This is a genomic window from Colwellia sp. PAMC 21821, from assembly GCF_002077175.1.
Lineage (GTDB): Bacteria > Pseudomonadota > Gammaproteobacteria > Enterobacterales > Alteromonadaceae > Cognaticolwellia.
In genome coordinates, this window is record NZ_CP014943.1 from 1,583,052 (window position 1) to 1,598,737 (window position 15,686).

The 15,686-nt window shown below is 36.3% G+C and carries 15 protein-coding genes; 6 read left to right on the plus strand and 9 right to left on the minus strand.

The features are described from left to right. Positions 1-150 precede the first annotated feature (150 nt). The 5 genes from A3Q33_RS06690 to A3Q33_RS06710 form a co-directional block, all read right to left on the minus strand. A complete protein-coding gene (locus tag A3Q33_RS06690) occupies positions 151-1,527 on the minus strand; it encodes a class II fumarate hydratase (protein ID WP_081179277.1) in 1,377 nt (458 codons plus the stop codon). Between the two features lie 254 nt (positions 1,528-1,781). Continuing rightward, positions 1,782-2,531, minus strand: coding sequence for a hypothetical protein (locus tag A3Q33_RS06695; RefSeq protein ID WP_081179278.1), 750 nt, complete (start codon positions 2,529-2,531; stop codon positions 1,782-1,784). A gap of 533 nt (positions 2,532-3,064) precedes the next feature. Continuing rightward, complete coding sequence (gene mscL, locus A3Q33_RS06700; RefSeq protein ID WP_081179279.1) at positions 3,065-3,520, minus strand: large conductance mechanosensitive channel protein MscL; 456 nt, start codon at positions 3,518-3,520, stop codon at positions 3,065-3,067. 53 nt (positions 3,521-3,573) lie between these two features. Beyond that, a complete protein-coding gene (locus A3Q33_RS06705) occupies positions 3,574-3,831 on the minus strand; it encodes a hypothetical protein (RefSeq protein ID WP_081179280.1) in 258 nt (85 codons plus the stop codon). Positions 3,832-4,014: 183 nt separating this feature from the next. After that, positions 4,015-4,182 (minus strand): PLDc N-terminal domain-containing protein, encoded by a 168-nt coding sequence (locus A3Q33_RS06710; protein WP_081150165.1) that lies wholly within the window; start codon positions 4,180-4,182, stop codon positions 4,015-4,017. A 312-nt stretch (positions 4,183-4,494) separates the two neighbouring features. Between A3Q33_RS06710 and A3Q33_RS06715 the strand changes: the two genes are divergently transcribed. The 3 genes from A3Q33_RS06715 (at position 4,495) to A3Q33_RS06725 (ending at position 7,369) form a co-directional block, all read left to right on the plus strand. Next, complete coding sequence (locus tag A3Q33_RS06715; RefSeq protein WP_081179281.1) at positions 4,495-5,967, plus strand: TrkH family potassium uptake protein; 1,473 nt, start codon at positions 4,495-4,497, stop codon at positions 5,965-5,967. Positions 5,968-5,972: 5 nt separating this feature from the next. Beyond that, positions 5,973-6,623, plus strand: a complete 651-nt coding sequence (locus A3Q33_RS06720; RefSeq protein WP_081179282.1) for a potassium channel family protein — start codon at positions 5,973-5,975, stop codon at positions 6,621-6,623. A gap of 74 nt (positions 6,624-6,697) precedes the next feature. Then, on the plus strand, positions 6,698-7,369 hold the full coding sequence (locus tag A3Q33_RS06725; RefSeq protein ID WP_081179283.1) for a tRNA (adenine(22)-N(1))-methyltransferase: 672 nt from the start codon (positions 6,698-6,700) through the stop codon (positions 7,367-7,369). Between the two features lie 189 nt (positions 7,370-7,558). Here A3Q33_RS06725 and A3Q33_RS06730 read toward each other — a convergent pair whose 3' ends face one another. Then, positions 7,559-7,996 (minus strand): energy transducer TonB, encoded by a 438-nt coding sequence (locus A3Q33_RS06730; protein WP_231295796.1) that lies wholly within the window; start codon positions 7,994-7,996, stop codon positions 7,559-7,561. 442 nt (positions 7,997-8,438) lie between these two features. Between A3Q33_RS06730 and A3Q33_RS06735 the strand changes: the two genes are divergently transcribed. Continuing rightward, complete coding sequence (locus A3Q33_RS06735; protein WP_155866839.1) at positions 8,439-9,716, plus strand: YjiH family protein; 1,278 nt, start codon at positions 8,439-8,441, stop codon at positions 9,714-9,716. Positions 9,717-10,363: 647 nt separating this feature from the next. Next, positions 10,364-11,152, plus strand: a complete 789-nt coding sequence (locus tag A3Q33_RS06740) for a DUF1206 domain-containing protein (RefSeq protein WP_196798062.1) — start codon at positions 10,364-10,366, stop codon at positions 11,150-11,152. A gap of 109 nt (positions 11,153-11,261) precedes the next feature. On the opposite strand, the gene A3Q33_RS06745 is transcribed toward A3Q33_RS06740, so the two are convergent. Next, a complete protein-coding gene (locus A3Q33_RS06745; RefSeq protein WP_081179286.1) occupies positions 11,262-12,365 on the minus strand; it encodes a metallophosphoesterase in 1,104 nt (367 codons plus the stop codon). Positions 12,366-13,154: 789 nt separating this feature from the next. On the opposite strand from A3Q33_RS06745, the gene A3Q33_RS06750 reads away from it, so the two are divergent. After that, positions 13,155-13,667: an EF-hand domain-containing protein gene (locus tag A3Q33_RS06750; RefSeq protein ID WP_081179287.1), complete on the plus strand. Its 513-nt coding sequence runs from the start codon at positions 13,155-13,157 to the stop codon at positions 13,665-13,667. A gap of 1,017 nt (positions 13,668-14,684) precedes the next feature. Here A3Q33_RS06750 and A3Q33_RS06755 read toward each other — a convergent pair. Both A3Q33_RS06755 and A3Q33_RS06760 read right to left on the minus strand, forming a co-directional pair. Further along, positions 14,685-14,975 (minus strand): hypothetical protein, encoded by a 291-nt coding sequence (locus A3Q33_RS06755; RefSeq protein ID WP_081179288.1) that lies wholly within the window; start codon positions 14,973-14,975, stop codon positions 14,685-14,687. Between the two features lie 183 nt (positions 14,976-15,158). After that, the gene (locus A3Q33_RS06760) at positions 15,159-15,482 is read right to left on the minus strand and encodes a ribonuclease E inhibitor RraB (RefSeq protein WP_081179289.1); all 324 of its coding nucleotides are present in this window, start codon (positions 15,480-15,482) and stop codon (positions 15,159-15,161) included. Positions 15,483-15,686: the final 204 nt, after the last annotated feature.

Genomic DNA, 15,686 nt, shown 5'->3' on the forward strand with positions numbered 1-15,686 from the left:
GGCGCTAAGTTTAGCCAATATTTATTGACTTGTAACGCTTACATCCTTTGAAATCATTGTGCCAGACGAAAGTAATAAATAATGAGTTTATTGCAGCCAATCTAAAATCCCTTGAGATGCGCAGGGAGAACTTATCAGTTTATGAGCTAATTAAATTTGATCACCTACAAGTCGTTTCGGATCAAGCAGTTTGCTAAGTTCAGCTTCACTTATGTCAGTAAGTTCGATGGCTACATCTAACACGGTTCTTTTTTCTTCATACGCTTTTTTAGCAATTTCTGCACTTTTATCATAACCAATTAAATGATTTAACGCCGTTGCCAAAATAGGATTTTTTGCCAAGTTTTGATTAATCATCGAGTGATTCACTTGCATATTTTTAATCACTTTATCGGCAAGTGCTATGCTGCTTGTGCTTAAAAGCTGAATACTTTGCACTAAAGTATGGCCAATTAAAGGTAGCATAGTGTTGAGTTGAAAATTACCCGATTGCCCTGCTAAGGTAATAGTCGTGTCATTGCCAATCACCTGAGTACAAGCCATTAATACCGCTTCTGGGATCACAGGGTTAACTTTGCCTGGCATAATGCTGCTACCTTTTTGTAGTTCAGGTAACTGTAATTCATTTAGACCATTTAACGGTCCACTGCTAAGCCAACGAATATCATTACTCACTTTACTCAAACTAACAGCGGTAGTTTTGAGTATTCCGCTTACATGCACCGCAGTATCTTGGGCACTTATTGCCCGGAAGTAATTATCCGCAGGTCTAAATTTCAGTGCGGTTTTTTGCGCTAAAATACGCGTTACAATTTCTGAAAATTCTGGATGTGTATTTACGCCGGTACCGATTGCAGTGCCGCCAATAGCCAGTTGCAATAAACTAGATAGGCTATTTTCAAGCTGTTCATGTACATAACGAATTTGGCTGCTCCAGCCGCTTATTTCCTGCGCTAAACTCAATGGCATAGCATCCATTAAATGCGTTCTGCCAGTTTTTATCGTGTTAATATGTTTATCAGCTTTTGCCTCCAACGTAAGACATAAATGTTGTAACGAAGGTAATAATTCTTCAGAAATAAGTATTGCGGCACTCAGGTGAATACATGACGGGATCACGTCATTTGAGCTTTGGCCCATATTCACGTCGTCGTTTGGGTGAAGGCTAACTTTATGCTGACTATCTCGTTCGACTATTGAGACTATCACTTCATTAATATTCATATTGGTGCTGGTGCCAGAGCCGGTTTGAAATACATCAACGGGAAACTGGTCAACGTGAAAGCCGTCAACAACTTCTTTGGCTGCTAATTGAATAGCAGCCGATTTTTCGGCATTAAGTAGTCCTAACTCTTGATTAGCTTGCGCACAGGCACTTTTTATTATCGCTAAGGCCGAAATAAATGCGCGCGGCATTTTAAGCTCGCTAAGGGTAAAGTTACTCAGCGCTTTGGTTGTTTCACTGCCATACAATATATCGGTTACTTCGCTACTCTTTGACTTTTTATGGCCGTATTTTTTTTGCATTTCGTTACCTTTATCTGGGAATATTTTCCTATTAGTTTTCACCTTCTGCTTTTGACACATATATTAATAAAAATCGCTCATAAAATATGGTACTTATAGACTGATAATGAGAATTTAAAATTATTGCATTCTCAATATTACGAAGTACTAATCAGCATCTGTGTGAGACGTTGGTTTATGAGTATGACATTTTTATAAACCAACGTATTTTCGATAATAATAGCAATAAAGTTACAAAAGCATACTTGCACTGTCTATTTATTGAACATCAGAGTGTTTTCCACCTCTGCAAGATACTCCGCATTATTTAATTGTTCTTCATCATATTCAGGGCATGCTTTTATCTGTTCCAAATTCAGATTACAGGTAGCTGTTTTATCTTCCCAATTCAAAGCTTCTAATTGCTTTGGCGTGATCAGTACTTTTTTACCACCAGGTAGCCAATCACGTGTATCCACCACAACGTAGCGCAGAGACCAATTATAAGTGTCACAAATAAAGTCTTTGATATATCCTTTTTTACCATCTAAAGCATTTATACCGTAATGCGTGATCTCATTAGTTGAACGCAGATGGTTAGTAATTTTCGTCTCATCATTTTCTGCGTTATCTGTTTTTAAAGCAGCTTGTTCAACTAAAGCCATAGGATATGCATATTCTCCCCATGCTCCTCCGCCTAACCAATAATAGCCATAAGCATAATAATCAAAATATGTTTTCTCAAATTCGCGAGAAACTGTTTCAAGTTCATCCATTTGAGGACTGTTTTTCACCTTCTCTTTGGTTATAGACACATTAAGCTGCTGTTCTTCAATATTGAATTCAAGCAATGATATTGGGCTTATCAAAGTTTTTTCACTTAATGGTACCCAAGGCTGGATATCAACCACCATAAATCTGATGGTCCAATACCTATCATCAAAATAAATATCATTCACTTGTCCTATCTCACCATCTACTGCATGAATAGTACTTCCGTTTAACTCTTTCAAATTGATTAACATGACTTACTCCATATTAGTTAATTAGATTTATCGGTAAACTTTCACAAGGTAACTGCATTATAATTATCATACATCGATTATAAATCAGACAATCCTACATCATTTTTTCTGTAAAGCTTAACAAAACAGTTCCTTTAATTTAATTTGAGAACAAACTGAAATTGTAGATAAAAACTCATCATACTAACAATAAAGTTAATTAAAAACAGAAAGTAAAGAAACTATTTTAAATATAATATTTTAATTACAGGTTAACCTATAGAAACAAAAGCGGCTTTAAAAATATTATTGACCGCTATATTTTCTTTCATCCCCTACTCCTTGTATTGTGCTAACTTTTAAAGATATTATAATTATCAGCAAGAAAAATTTATCTTTCACATACAATTCAGCAGTTAAAACAACTTAATAACTAAATAGTATTATTTTGGCTACTTAACAGCTTTTTTGACCAAAATCATCATGGTACTAAAAACTTTATATGGTAGAGTCAAAAAGTGAAAATCGACAGCAGATAAGCATGGGAAGTAGAACTAATCTAAGTTCGTTGTGCATTGTGGGCATTTGGACGCTTTTACATTAATAAGGGAATAACAGAACTGGCAACTCTTTGTTGCTTTACCTACTTTCTGTGATTCCGCGTCTTTGATACGATTAATACCTTTAACCAATACAAATGCAAACCAAGAAACGATGGTAAAACTAAAAACACTATTTATAAATAAGCCATAACTGAGCGTTACAGCACCATCTTTATTGGCGACATCTAAGGTAATATAGGGACCGCCTTGTGCGCCACTTTTTAATACAAAAAATAAATCAGCCATATCTACACCGCTGGTGAATAAACCGATAGTAGGCGCAATAATATTAGTGACCAAACTGCTAGCAATCGTAGCAAAAGCACCACCTACTACAATACCAATGGCCATATCTAAAACATTTCCTTTAAGGGCAAATGCCTTATATTCCGCAAATATTTTTTTCATATCCTCTCCAAATAACTTATTTACAGTGACTATATTTTCCTGAAAGCACGACGCTATTTGGGTTTAGGTACAGTAAAATTTGCATAAATGGTGGTGGCAGTACCTGCAACTAGAGACAGCATAGCAATACCAAACATGGCATTGCTTTGGGATTCAAAAGCCATAATATATATGCCTAGCGCGACAAAAAACAAACCAACTGTCATGAAAACTTTTGGGTGTAATGTTATCAAACCAGGCGACTTAGCATTTTTGGCAGTTCGAGGTGTGGCATGCGCAGAAGCTTTTCTTTTATGCTTATTTGTCGGCATAGCCAACTCCTTAAGTTAGCACCCAACAGCTGGGGTGCTTTTTCATACCAATTTGACTAATTAAGTGTTCTACTTTTGTATTTTAACCATTAAAAATGAGCAGATAATTAATCAACTTGGTATCACATATAAATCAACTAAATTCACATGAAATAATCATTATTGTGAATTCATTAAATAACGCTATTTTGGCCCGGCTAAAAACCAAATAATCAAACCAATAACGGGAAATAACAGCACGACTAAAGCCCATACAATTTTCTCTGCGGTCGATGCGCCTGATTTTAAAATACTAAGAATCGCCCAAATCGCGATAATTAAATGAAGAAGACCTAAAATACCTGTAAACATAAGTTATATCCTTAAGGGTTATTAAAAATTTATGACGATTTAATACTTATCTTAGAGCATAGTTAATAATCTTACTTTAAACTTAATAAAAGTAGCTACTAAAATACAGATTTATTAACCTTAACTTTTAACATAGCAATATTTATGAATATAATTTAGGGCATAAAAACTCAAAAAGGCTGTGCTAATAAATTCATAAATACAGAGTTAATCTCAGTCTTCTATACATATACATCTTGCTTTACATGCGCTTGAGATGCTAATAATATTAAGTAAGTGTTCTGCACAACAAATATTAAATAAGGGATAATCTTGTCAAAAAGATCGGCTCCTGTCAGCACTAAAGGCCAAACTAGCTTACTATTCGCTGCACGTCCTAGAGCGGTTTGTAAGCATTTATTCGAACTGCTAGGTTTGATGGGCTTACTGGTGCTGGTGCCAATGAGTGTTTCGCTCGCAAGTGGACAATATCCTGTAGCGCTGGCTTATTTGGTTGTCGCGATGATTTGTGCCTTTTGTTACGCGATTAGTCGACGTATTAAGCGGGTGCAGCAACTGCAACGTAACGAAACATTAGCGGTTGCCGCACTCGTATTTATTAGCTCTTCCCTGCTATTTACCCTACCGATGCTGCAATACAACATGTCGTTTATCGACGCCTGGTTTGAAACTGTGTCAGGTGTAACTACCACCGGACTGTCGACTTTAGCGTCAGTGGAAGATAAGCCGGCCGCATTTTTGTTTGCTCGCGGATGGATGCAGTGGGTCGGCGGTCTAGGTGTCATTGTATTAGCGTTAGCAATTCACACCCAACCCGGTATAGAAACCAAAATGTTTGGTGCTGACGCCGCTGACGTAGACTCCCATATAGGCGGTACTCGTGGTCATGCCAAACGTATTTTAGTGGTCTACGCCGTATTAACCATCATAGGTATTGGGGCGCTACTTGGTGCTGGTAGTTCACTTATTGACGCGATAGTACATGCTATGGCAGCCGTTTCTACCGGTGGTTTCGCCAACCGTGATGACAGTTTCGCCTCTTACGGCATGAGTGAGCAATGGATTGTCTCTATTATCTCAGTGCTAGGGGCGATTTCACTACACTTATATTATCGACCAACAATAGCCTCGCTACGCGCCAGTTTTAGAGACCCTCAGTTCAGATGCCTGCTATTGTTTGTCGCGTTTTTACCCTTAGCCGTATTTGCGCTGGTTTGGCTAACGGGCGGTGAGGCAACCATAGGCCAAACCTATTTCAATACAGTATCCGCTATTACGACCGCAGGTTTCGCGTCATCTGATATTTTGCCATTCGGCAGCGCTGCCATGCTGTTAATCTGTGCCTGCATGTTTGTCGGCGGCGGCATCGGCAGTACAGCAGGTGGTATTAAAATTTATCGTTTGCTAGTGTTATTCAAAGCAATGCAAATGTTTTTGCGTCGCGCCAGTAGTGGCGTTCACTCGCAGCTACATCTTCGCCTTGACGGCAAACGAGTAGACTATTTAACCATCGAAAACGTATTAGCGATCATCTGTGGCTATTTAGTATTTCTTATTGGCAGTTGGCTTATCTTTCTTGGCTATGGCATGCCTCCCATAGAGTCTCTTTACGAAGTTACATCAGCATTGGGTACGGCCGGTGTTTCCAGCGGATTAACTTCTGCAGAGTTGCCGACGCCTCTAAAGCTAGTATTGATTTTTAATATGTTATTAGGACGAGTGGAAACTGTTGCCATTATTGTGCTGCTGTTCCCATCAACGTGGTTTGGTAAAAGAAGGAAATAAATAAAATGCGTATGGTAATTATAGGTGGCGGCTCTCTAGCTTCTCACTGCGCTGCAGCCTTAACGGAACGTGATCATGAAGTGGTTATTATAGAGAAAGATCAGGATAAAATTGATCTTTTAAGCCAATATATCGACTGTGGATTTATTCTCGGTGACGGGGCAAAACCTAAATTTTTAGAAGAGGCTAGCCCAAAAAACACCGACGCGCTAATTTGCCTTTCGGATAGCGACACCGACAATTTACTTGCCGCCCAAGTGGCAAAAACCATGGGTTTTAAAAGAGTCATCGTTCGAGTTGAAGATGACGAACTCGAGCCGGTTTGTCACAACCTGGAGATGGAAGGCGTAATTTTCACCAACAAACAGTTGACCAGAGAAATAGTCAACATGAGCGAATTGTGCGATGGCATGCTCAGATCCGCTTATTTAGATGGGGAATTGCAGTTTGTCGAGTTAACATTAGATGACAACTGTCCAAAAGCGCTCGCAGATGTTGATTTACCCAAACGATGCCACTTGGTAACGGTTAATAATGGTGAACGTTGCCGCATACCTGCAGAAGTTGAGTCGCTAAACGCTGGCGACAAAATGCTGTTTGTATCTAGCCACGAAAACTTGGCTGAATTACGAAAGAGCTTAGGCTTAGACGCTTAATGATCAAGCAAGCCAACACTCGCAATAATAAATAAAACCATTACAATGCGATGATTTAACTACAGGCTATTTCATTGAAACTCAGTAAAAGATTACAGCGTATTGAGCAAATGGTTACAGCCAGCTACACCCACATATGGGATTGCTGCTGTGATCATGGATTTTTGGGTGCCAGCTTGTTGTCTCGACAAGCTGCCCAGAACATACATTTTGTAGATATAGTACCGGAGCTGATAACAAGTATAGAAAGCAAGCTCCAAAGGTTTTATCAACATGCCAATGCTAATTGGACAGTACACTGTATTGATGTAGCAAAGTTACCCTTGAAACAACATCAAGGAACACACCTCATCATCATTGCGGGTATTGGTGGTGACTTGATGATCCAGTTCATCAATGACATTCACCAAAAGCATCCCAACGACAATATTGATTTTTTACTCTGCCCCGTTAACCAACAATTTGCACTGCGTCGAAAATTAATATCTCTCAACTTCAGCTTAAAAAATGAGGTTTTAGTAGAAGATAATCGCCGCTATTATGAAGTTATTTTGGTTTCATCAAAAAGCGATAACAATAGGATAATTAGCCCAGTAGGTCATGACATTTGGCAAGCAGGTAACGAAAAACAAGCACGTGTAGTTAAACTTTATTTAGAAAAGACACTTAATCACTATAACCGAATTCAGCAAGGTGGCACTGAGAATGTTGATGAAATTATTAGTGCTTATCGCGGTAAAGTCTAAGTTCTGAGCGAGTATTTAAATTATGCGCTAAATGCGACTTTTTGAAGTAAACGCGGTTAAGTAAAAATACAACCTGCCCCTCCCCCTAACGACAGTAATGAATATAAACGGACCTAAAGAGCCTACTCAACAGAGAATAGCTTGAGTAGCCCTTGTCGAATAGCTAAAGGTCCATATTGATTAACTTCGTTATTTACATGAAATCAGGGTTTGCTGTTTACAAGCTTCTTCAGCTTGCTCAGTTGAATCACCATCAATACAAAAATCTAACCGTAAAGTTCTTTTTTCTGCAGCAGGTTCAGTCAACGTAGACGTTGGGGTCCAATGCCATTTTTGCAGCATTTTTCGAGAGGATTTACCTAGTTTCTTTTTAGGCACAGCGCTAATAATTTCTACACTTTCAGTTTTACCCGATGCTGAAATTTCAAAAGATAAAACAGCGCAGCCTCTGATCCCAGAGCGTGCAAGCTCTATTGGATATTTGGGCGTGTTTAGGTTTTTACGTTTCCACATAACGTTATTTGTCGGTTGAAGCTCGGTAACTTGCACATCCGCATAAATATTCTTAGCTGAACTACTGGCAGATACTGTTATAAAAGCAACAGTCATTAGGGATAAAATTTTCATATACATTCCTTGTTTGAATTTTATAAATAGATATTTTCATCTACCTTGAGAGTCTACGTTTATATTAAATAAACTGATATGTTATTTTCTGGCATTAATCATCAAAAAGCACTTTTACTTTGACCGATTGATAATCCTAGTATAGCGCTTCTCATTTTTCAAATTTACGATAGCTGTCCCAATTAACTCTATTCGTTAACGAGTTAAACTTAAAGCGAATTATTTTACTTAGACTAGATAAGCAGGTAATCTTGCCCCGCTAAAAATCATTGAATCAACACTCAACATTTCCCCTGCCGCAAGGCTAGGCACGATCAACCATATTTATTTGGTTAATTAGTAAGGTTTACATAAAGTGACTCAACAGATACAGAAACAAAAATATAACATTAAAACGATACTGACCTTTATTATTCCGTCGCTGCTCGGTTTATTATTATTCATGACACCCATCAGCTATAACGGCGCTATTACGATTCCTATCGCAATAGCGGCAAAGGTGATACAAAGCCAATTTGCAGAAATACTACCGTTAATTGTTACTTGTATCGTTGTCTTTATGGCTATAATGTCAGTACTCAGTAAAGTCATTAAACCTAAGTTTGTTCAAGAATCCCCCTTTCTGAATAGCTTGCTCAATGTTTCACCTTTTTGGTTAGTGGTGCGTATCCTAGGCGCAGTATTCATTGTACTGACCTATCTAAAAGTGGGCTCAGAAGTCATATACTCTGCTGATGCTGGTGCATTAGTACTTAACGACTTATTACCGGTGCTTTTTTCAGTTTTTATTCTAGCTGGCATGTTACTGCCTTTATTACTCAACTTTGGTTTACTTGAGTTTTTTGGAACCATGCTGACTAAAATAATGAGACCTATCTTTAACCTTCCAGGCAGAAGCGCAATTGATTGTATGGCTTCTTGGTTAGGTGATGGCAGCGTTGGCATATTAATGACAGCCAAACAGTATGAAACACGTTTTTACACAGAACGTGAAGCTGCTGTTATTGGTACAACATTCTCTGCGGTCTCTATCACTTTCAGCTTAGTGGTTATCTCTCAAGTACAACTTGAGCATTTATTTATACCGTTTTACTTAACCGTTTGTCTTGCCGGCTTTGTTGCAGCCATTGTGGTACCAAAACTTCCGCCACTATCAAGAAAGAAAGATTTATACATTGATAACACTCCACGTCATCCAGATGATGAAATGATCCCACAAGGTCATGGCGTAATGTCATGGGGCTTTGAACAAGCACTTAATAAAGCTGCACAAGCAGGAGGCGTTAAACATGTTCTGCAAGAAGGCGTTAAAAATGTAGTCGATATGGTCTTTGGTATTATTCCAGGAGTTATGGCTATAGGTACTATCGCATTAGTACTGGCTGAGAATACACCAATCTTTGATTATTTAGGTATGCCATTTATTCCATTGCTAGAGCTCTTACAGATCCCTGAAGCGGGTGTTGCTTCAACGACTATTGTGGTCGGCTTTGCGGATATGTTCCTACCATCCATCTTAGCAAGCTCGATAGAGTCTGATCTAACACGTTTTGTGATTGCGGCCTTATCCGTCACGCAATTAATCTATATGAGTGAAGTCGGCGCACTACTGATTGGCAGTAAAATCCCAGTAAACTTTTTTGAGTTATTTGTCGTATTTATTCTACGTACTTTGGTGACATTGCCTGTTATTGCACTTTCAGCACATATTTTACTATAGCGCTAACACGCTAAAGAACCTTCAACTTTAAGCGTTGCCATTATTTGGAGCTGACAATTAAAAAGTAACCTACGACTTTAATCCCGATCATTGAAGAAATTTTGAAGAGCACTTGAACGGTTTTAGAGTTGTGTAAAATCCGAATTTTTTTATACAATTCGGATTTACACAACTTTCTAACACTCTCATATTATCGATAACATTAAACCTAAAGAAGAAAGGTAACTAGAGAGTTAATTAGGACACCCATTTTAAATTTAAAAATAAAAATGATGATAAATAAACTAGTCGTGACTAAAAAATACTGCTGGATTGTATTGAAATAAAGCGATTAGCTAAACTAATAAGTTGTTTTCTGGCGGTAGTCATCAAGAAAAATCTTTTTACTTAGACGGGTATTGTAACCCTAGTAGATAGCTTGTTATTTTTCAATTAACTATGCCTGACCCAATAATATTGTGGATGTCCCAGTAATAGTACCAGTAATAGTAGATAGGTTTTAATAATGAATTATAAACCACGGTAAGTCGACACTATGGCAGGAATTTTGCTTTTGAAGTATGGTTACTTAACCTTCGACTGTGAATAAAAAGTTTTACGTACTAATAATCGCGTTTAAAAATATGTTTTCAAAGGAATTAATGATAATGAATAAAGAAAAGAAGCAATGGTTAATTTATGTTGGCCGTGTAGGATATGCAGCTAAAAGCGTAATATATGCAGTGCTTGGATTTCTAATAGTTTATTCTGCATACTATTCTACTGGTGTAGAGCATATTTCTAAAGATGTGGTCTTTAGTAAAATATTAGGAACTCCTTTTGGTTATATTTCCTTAACCGCATTAATCATTGGATTAATCTGCTACGTTGCATGGCGTCTCATCCAAGGAGTTTTAAACCCAAAAAACCTGACCAATAAACCAAAGGATCTTATTCTTAGATTTTTTTACTTTATATCAGCAATGCTTTATTGCTCAGTGGCTTATACTGCATATTCAGCATTAACTTGGACCAGTAAAAGCGGCAAAGGACAATCTTTATCCGCAAAACTCATGGGGCACGAATGGGGAATATGGTTACTAGGCGCTTTAGGACTAATTGTGATCTGTTTTGGTTTTATTCAATTAAAACATGCCATTAAAATAGATTTTATGGATAAATTCGACAGTTCAAAAATGTCAGGTGGCGAAATAAAAGCAACTAAGAAAGCTGGTCGCTATGGCTTTGCGGCTCGAAGCCTTATTTACTGGATAGTGGGGTACTTTATTATCTACGCAGCCTATAGTAAAAATCCTGATGAAGCTGGGGGATTAGGCAAAGCCTTATCAACACTTTTAGAGCAACCTTTCGGTGTATATCTACTAGGTACTATGGGTTTAGGCATGGCTTGCTTTAGCATATTTTGTGCACTTGAAGCACGTTATAGAACTATTTAATGGTTACTTGAATTTTAGTTAGCGATCCTTTTACCTATATTTCAATCAAAAGGTAGTTAGCGTTCTATCAGCGAAATTATAACTCTATGTACATTTAATTCCCTATAACCTAGAGTTTAGTTCTTTCACCTGTGTATGAGCCACGGTATACACCTGATTCGTTAATGAAAAGAATATCGCCTGTTATACCTTTCTTTATACTAGAGTCAATAGCATAAACTTCACCGTTTGTTAATCGCGTTACTTCTTTACCTGACGTATGACCTACAACTATTTTATTAACCTTCAAAAGCGTTAGCACTTCATTTACGTCCTTACTTGAAATTGCATCAAGTAAAAAAGTTTTGAAATATCCTCTGTACCAAATGGGGCTTAATTTACTATGTAATAAAGAATACTCGCGACTGTTTTCAATTTCTTGAGCCGTTAAATCGATACTCTTTCTATACATATCATTGATGGTTTCTAAATCGTAATTATGACTTAAAAATTCTTTTGAAATACCGCCATGAACATAAACAACATCGTTAATCTTAATAATCGTGGACTTTGCTCTTAACCAAGCACCTAATATAGTATGTTCATTAAATAGTGATTGATATTCAACCTCGAGCAATTTAGCCGTATGATGGTATATCCCGTTTAGCCATTTCAAATTCCCATGTAAAACCATATACTCATGATTACCCAGTAAATAATGAACTTTACCACCACTATCTTCTGCTTGTTTTTCTAAATTATAAATAAACCAAAGTACGTCAAGAACTTCGGCGCCTCTATCAAAAATATCTCCTGCGATAACAAAATGTCCATCTCCAAATGACCAATTTAAGTTATCATCAATAATATTATTTTTTTTTAGAATATTGATCAAAATACCATACTGACCATGAATATCACTTATCGCTGCAATTTCAGGTATATTTGTAAAAATATTTTTTTCATCCGCATAGCTTACTGGAAAAGTTCCTTTAGGTAGGCTACGCACAATTACTTTCCCTGCAACAATTGATTTTTCAACCAATTCATTCTGTTCAATAAAAATATAAGGGCCGTCATCAAATGTCTTTGTTAAACCGAAAGATAAATCAAATAATCTAATTTCAGATAAACCATATTTATTATCTCGAAATTCTATTTGCCCCAAAAAGTACAAGCAGGCAATGAGTACCAGAGGTAAAATGATAATGTAGTACTTTATTTTTTTTGGCATTGCCACTCCTCATTAATTTCTTTGTACTACAAAAATTACTGTGTCCTACAAACTCGTGTGTACAGTTTGGATTTTTTGCTTTCTATTTGCAAAATTAAGGCTAATCCTAAAACAGTGTTAGCCTGGGATGTACCCAAATCAATGAACAACATGAAATTTTGATAAGTTTAATATTGCCTATAATCACTGACGCGTTTCTTTGTTAAAAATACAATTACTGGGTAAAAATTAATAATTTTTCCAAATCGACATATTATACGATTGTTAATGGCCACGACCTAGCTTACTAACTTTACGACTTTATTTGACAGTCACCTTTACGAGCATTTTATCAATAAATTTTTCCGATGAACATACATAATTAAATGTAACTGGCTTCAGGATAACCTTTCATCTATCAGAGACATTCAGACTAGCTATCCATTCATTCTCTTTAGCAATAAGCCTGAGCTTTGATAACACAAACAAGCTCTTACATTAAGCACTATTGCACATGTATAGATATTATTTTTGTAAGGGGGGACATCTTAAAAATAACATTAGCAGCTAATTCTTCCACTTCCTACTGAGTCCAATATTTACAATTTATTGTAAATATTTCAGAGAATATCATTTCACAAAAATAAAAAATAAAATAACTGAATTAATTTCAGTGACTTAAGAGTTGGCACACATGTTGAATAACAGTTATCACTGTAATAATTAATTTCGACGTAAATTGAATGACTTATTTTTAAATAACTTATTCAAATATCTCGAAGCAAATGATAACCAATTTGGAGTATTAACATGAATAAACTAATCTTATCTACAGCCATCACGGCAATGTTTTATCTTCCAGCATGCTCAAGTCAAATAGATAAAATTGGCAGTGACTTCGCCAGTTTAGATAACGACAAAGATGGCTACATCTCTAAAGCAGAAGCCGATGATGACGACATTTGGGATCATTTTTCTAAAATAGATACTGACAAAGATGGCAATATTAGCCGTGTTGAATTTGATAACTACGTAAAATTACACACAGGTGAAGTTGCTGATAATGCTGAAATTACAGATTCTGCTTTCGAGTCAAAAATAAAAAAATTCGATCGTATCGAAAATAGCTTTGCTTCACTAGACAATGATAGCAATGGCTACATTTCAGTTGAAGAAGCTGATGACGATGAAATCTCGAAACATTTCGGTTACATCGATACCAACAAGGACAATGTTGTTAGTGAAAAAGAATTTAATTACTATATTAATAAATATGGTAAAAAAGTAGCTGAAGACGATGCACTAGAAGTAATAAAAAAGTAAATAACTTACTGTAAAGATTAGTAATTTATTTATTAATTTGAGTTAAATCTATTGTTTGATATTGAAAACGCCTTTTATTTAAAGGGCGTTTTGTTACAACTAAAACCATTGAATACGAGTTAATACGAGTTAATACGAGTTAATACGAGTTAATACGAGTTAATACGAGTTAATAAATTTATTATAAAATACGCCCTAAGATTCTTACAACTTAAAACCTGATACAAAACTCGACTATAAATAACCTGGAGATACCTTCCAGTGATAAATTTCATTCTTCATTTTTTATCCTGACGTATACTAAAGCCTCCTACCCCTTAAAAAAGACAGCTTGGACATCCCCTATGAATTATAAAATATAATAACACGTGTTACACCAGCCTATAACTAGTACTCCTTGCTTGGTTTATTGATATAAAACGGTTAGGTAAATTGCACTTAAATAGTAGCCACTAGGTATAAATCACGAGGGTATGATAGATGTCATTATTAGGTCAAAAGTGTATTAATCTTGATGATTGGCAGCAATACTTTTTCAACTATCACGAAATTGTCACAGCTCCTTACAACTGCCTGTCTTATGTTACTAATTCCTGTTAAGCAGATGGTTTTAAAAGTAATTGGCTAAGTATGCCTTGGCTAAAATAACGCGACTATAAAGACATCAACAGCTAGCAATACGTTTTGCACTTCTTGTTTTTTAAGTTCATTTAGTAAAGGTTTTGAATCAAATTCTTTATCGCTAACCTCTAAGGTATAACTTGATTTAATAACAGAAATTACTACCGATTATTCAGCTAAAGTAGTCACTGAGAAACCAAATAAAATACTTCAGCATACAAACTGCATTCTTTTAAAACGTATTACAACTTTCTGTATTCTAAATAATAGTAAAAGCTCATCGCTGCTACTACTTGCTTTACTAAGCGACAAAACCAAACATCCCGTTTAAGTCACAAAAGCGGACCTCCCTCTTTTGTGACTTAGGTGGAAATACTCAATCTAGTCATAAGTCCGTTATTCTTCTGATATACACATACTGTTAATTAATTCAATTTGTTGGTGAATTTCGCCGGTATTACTTTCTTGTTCAGCCATCGCTAGGTCTAGTTTGGCAGCATTACACTTATCGTCTAGTTCTTTGTTAATCAGATGTGTTTGGTCTTGTTGTTGCTGCCTTAAACCTTCAGCACCGCTGTATTGGTCTCTATCTTCAGGAGCTCTGTCTTTTTGGTATGGTGGTGGTTGGGTCGCGCCACAAGCGGTTAATAAAACTAGAAGAGAAAGTGACAGGTATTTATTTAACATGATTTAATACTCCTTGTGCCTAAAGCACCATATTATGGATAGGTTTGAGTAAAGCTAGCACCATAAATTTACAAAAATTAATTTAATTGTATGATATTAATATCACACAATCTCAAATAACTATAAATTTTTTTACTTAAGAAAACATAAAGCTATTCAACTCTGATTAAGTTCGAGAAGCAATTAAGCCTCAATCCCCCAACCATCATTAAAGCCTTTAAACTTTGCCGCAAGCAATTCAAACTCAGCTTCTTGCGCCACTATGGCTTCGTAACTTGGTATCATGGTCACCGTACAGTTTAAATCCCAAACATTAGGTAACTCGTCTGGTTCTAGCGTTACGATCATCTCTGGTGCTTTTTCAGCTAAATGCTCGACCATAGCTTTCGCTTGTAGTTCTTGTTCAAATAACTGAAAAAACACTACGTTGTGCATTTCATTTAAATTAATGCCTGCAGCTTGCATTTCAGCTAAAACTTGGCCTGTTTCGTCGTCGGGAAAGGTCATATTACATACAATTTATAAAAAACAATGCCTTATTATATACCCAAAGCCATTCAATATGCTCGTTTGGTCGACAATTATAAAGTCGATTATACTAAGGCTATTATTTTGAGGGTTTGTCATATTCCGCCAGTAATAATTAAGACTACTAAATGGTCTATAAAACAATTGTAGCGCTAGTACTTATAATTAATTGGCAATATTAAT

Bases quoted from the DNA above. Each gene is read 5' to 3' on its own strand.
- A3Q33_RS06745 (WP_081179286.1), bottom strand. From the start codon at position 12,365: ATGCCAAAAAAAATAAAGTACTACATTATCATTTTACCTCTGGTACTC.
- A3Q33_RS06695 (WP_081179278.1), bottom strand. From the start codon at position 2,531: ATGTTAATCAATTTGAAAGAGTTAAACGGAAGTACTATTCATGCAGTA.
- A3Q33_RS06735 (WP_155866839.1), top strand. From the start codon at position 8,439: ATGACACCCATCAGCTATAACGGCGCTATTACGATTCCTATCGCAATA.
- mscL (WP_081179279.1), bottom strand. From the start codon at position 3,520: ATGAAAAAAATATTTGCGGAATATAAGGCATTTGCCCTTAAAGGAAAT.
- A3Q33_RS06720 (WP_081179282.1), top strand. From the start codon at position 5,973: ATGCGTATGGTAATTATAGGTGGCGGCTCTCTAGCTTCTCACTGCGCT.
- A3Q33_RS06710 (WP_081150165.1), bottom strand. From the start codon at position 4,182: ATGTTTACAGGTATTTTAGGTCTTCTTCATTTAATTATCGCGATTTGG.
- A3Q33_RS06755 (WP_081179288.1), bottom strand. From the start codon at position 14,975: ATGTTAAATAAATACCTGTCACTTTCTCTTCTAGTTTTATTAACCGCT.
- A3Q33_RS06705 (WP_081179280.1), bottom strand. From the start codon at position 3,831: ATGCCGACAAATAAGCATAAAAGAAAAGCTTCTGCGCATGCCACACCT.
- A3Q33_RS06760 (WP_081179289.1), bottom strand. From the start codon at position 15,482: ATGACCTTTCCCGACGACGAAACAGGCCAAGTTTTAGCTGAAATGCAA.
- A3Q33_RS06730 (WP_231295796.1), bottom strand. From the start codon at position 7,996: ATGAAAATTTTATCCCTAATGACTGTTGCTTTTATAACAGTATCTGCC.
- A3Q33_RS06690 (WP_081179277.1), bottom strand. From the start codon at position 1,527: ATGCAAAAAAAATACGGCCATAAAAAGTCAAAGAGTAGCGAAGTAACC.
- A3Q33_RS06750 (WP_081179287.1), top strand. From the start codon at position 13,155: ATGAATAAACTAATCTTATCTACAGCCATCACGGCAATGTTTTATCTT.
- A3Q33_RS06740 (WP_196798062.1), top strand. From the start codon at position 10,364: ATGAATAAAGAAAAGAAGCAATGGTTAATTTATGTTGGCCGTGTAGGA.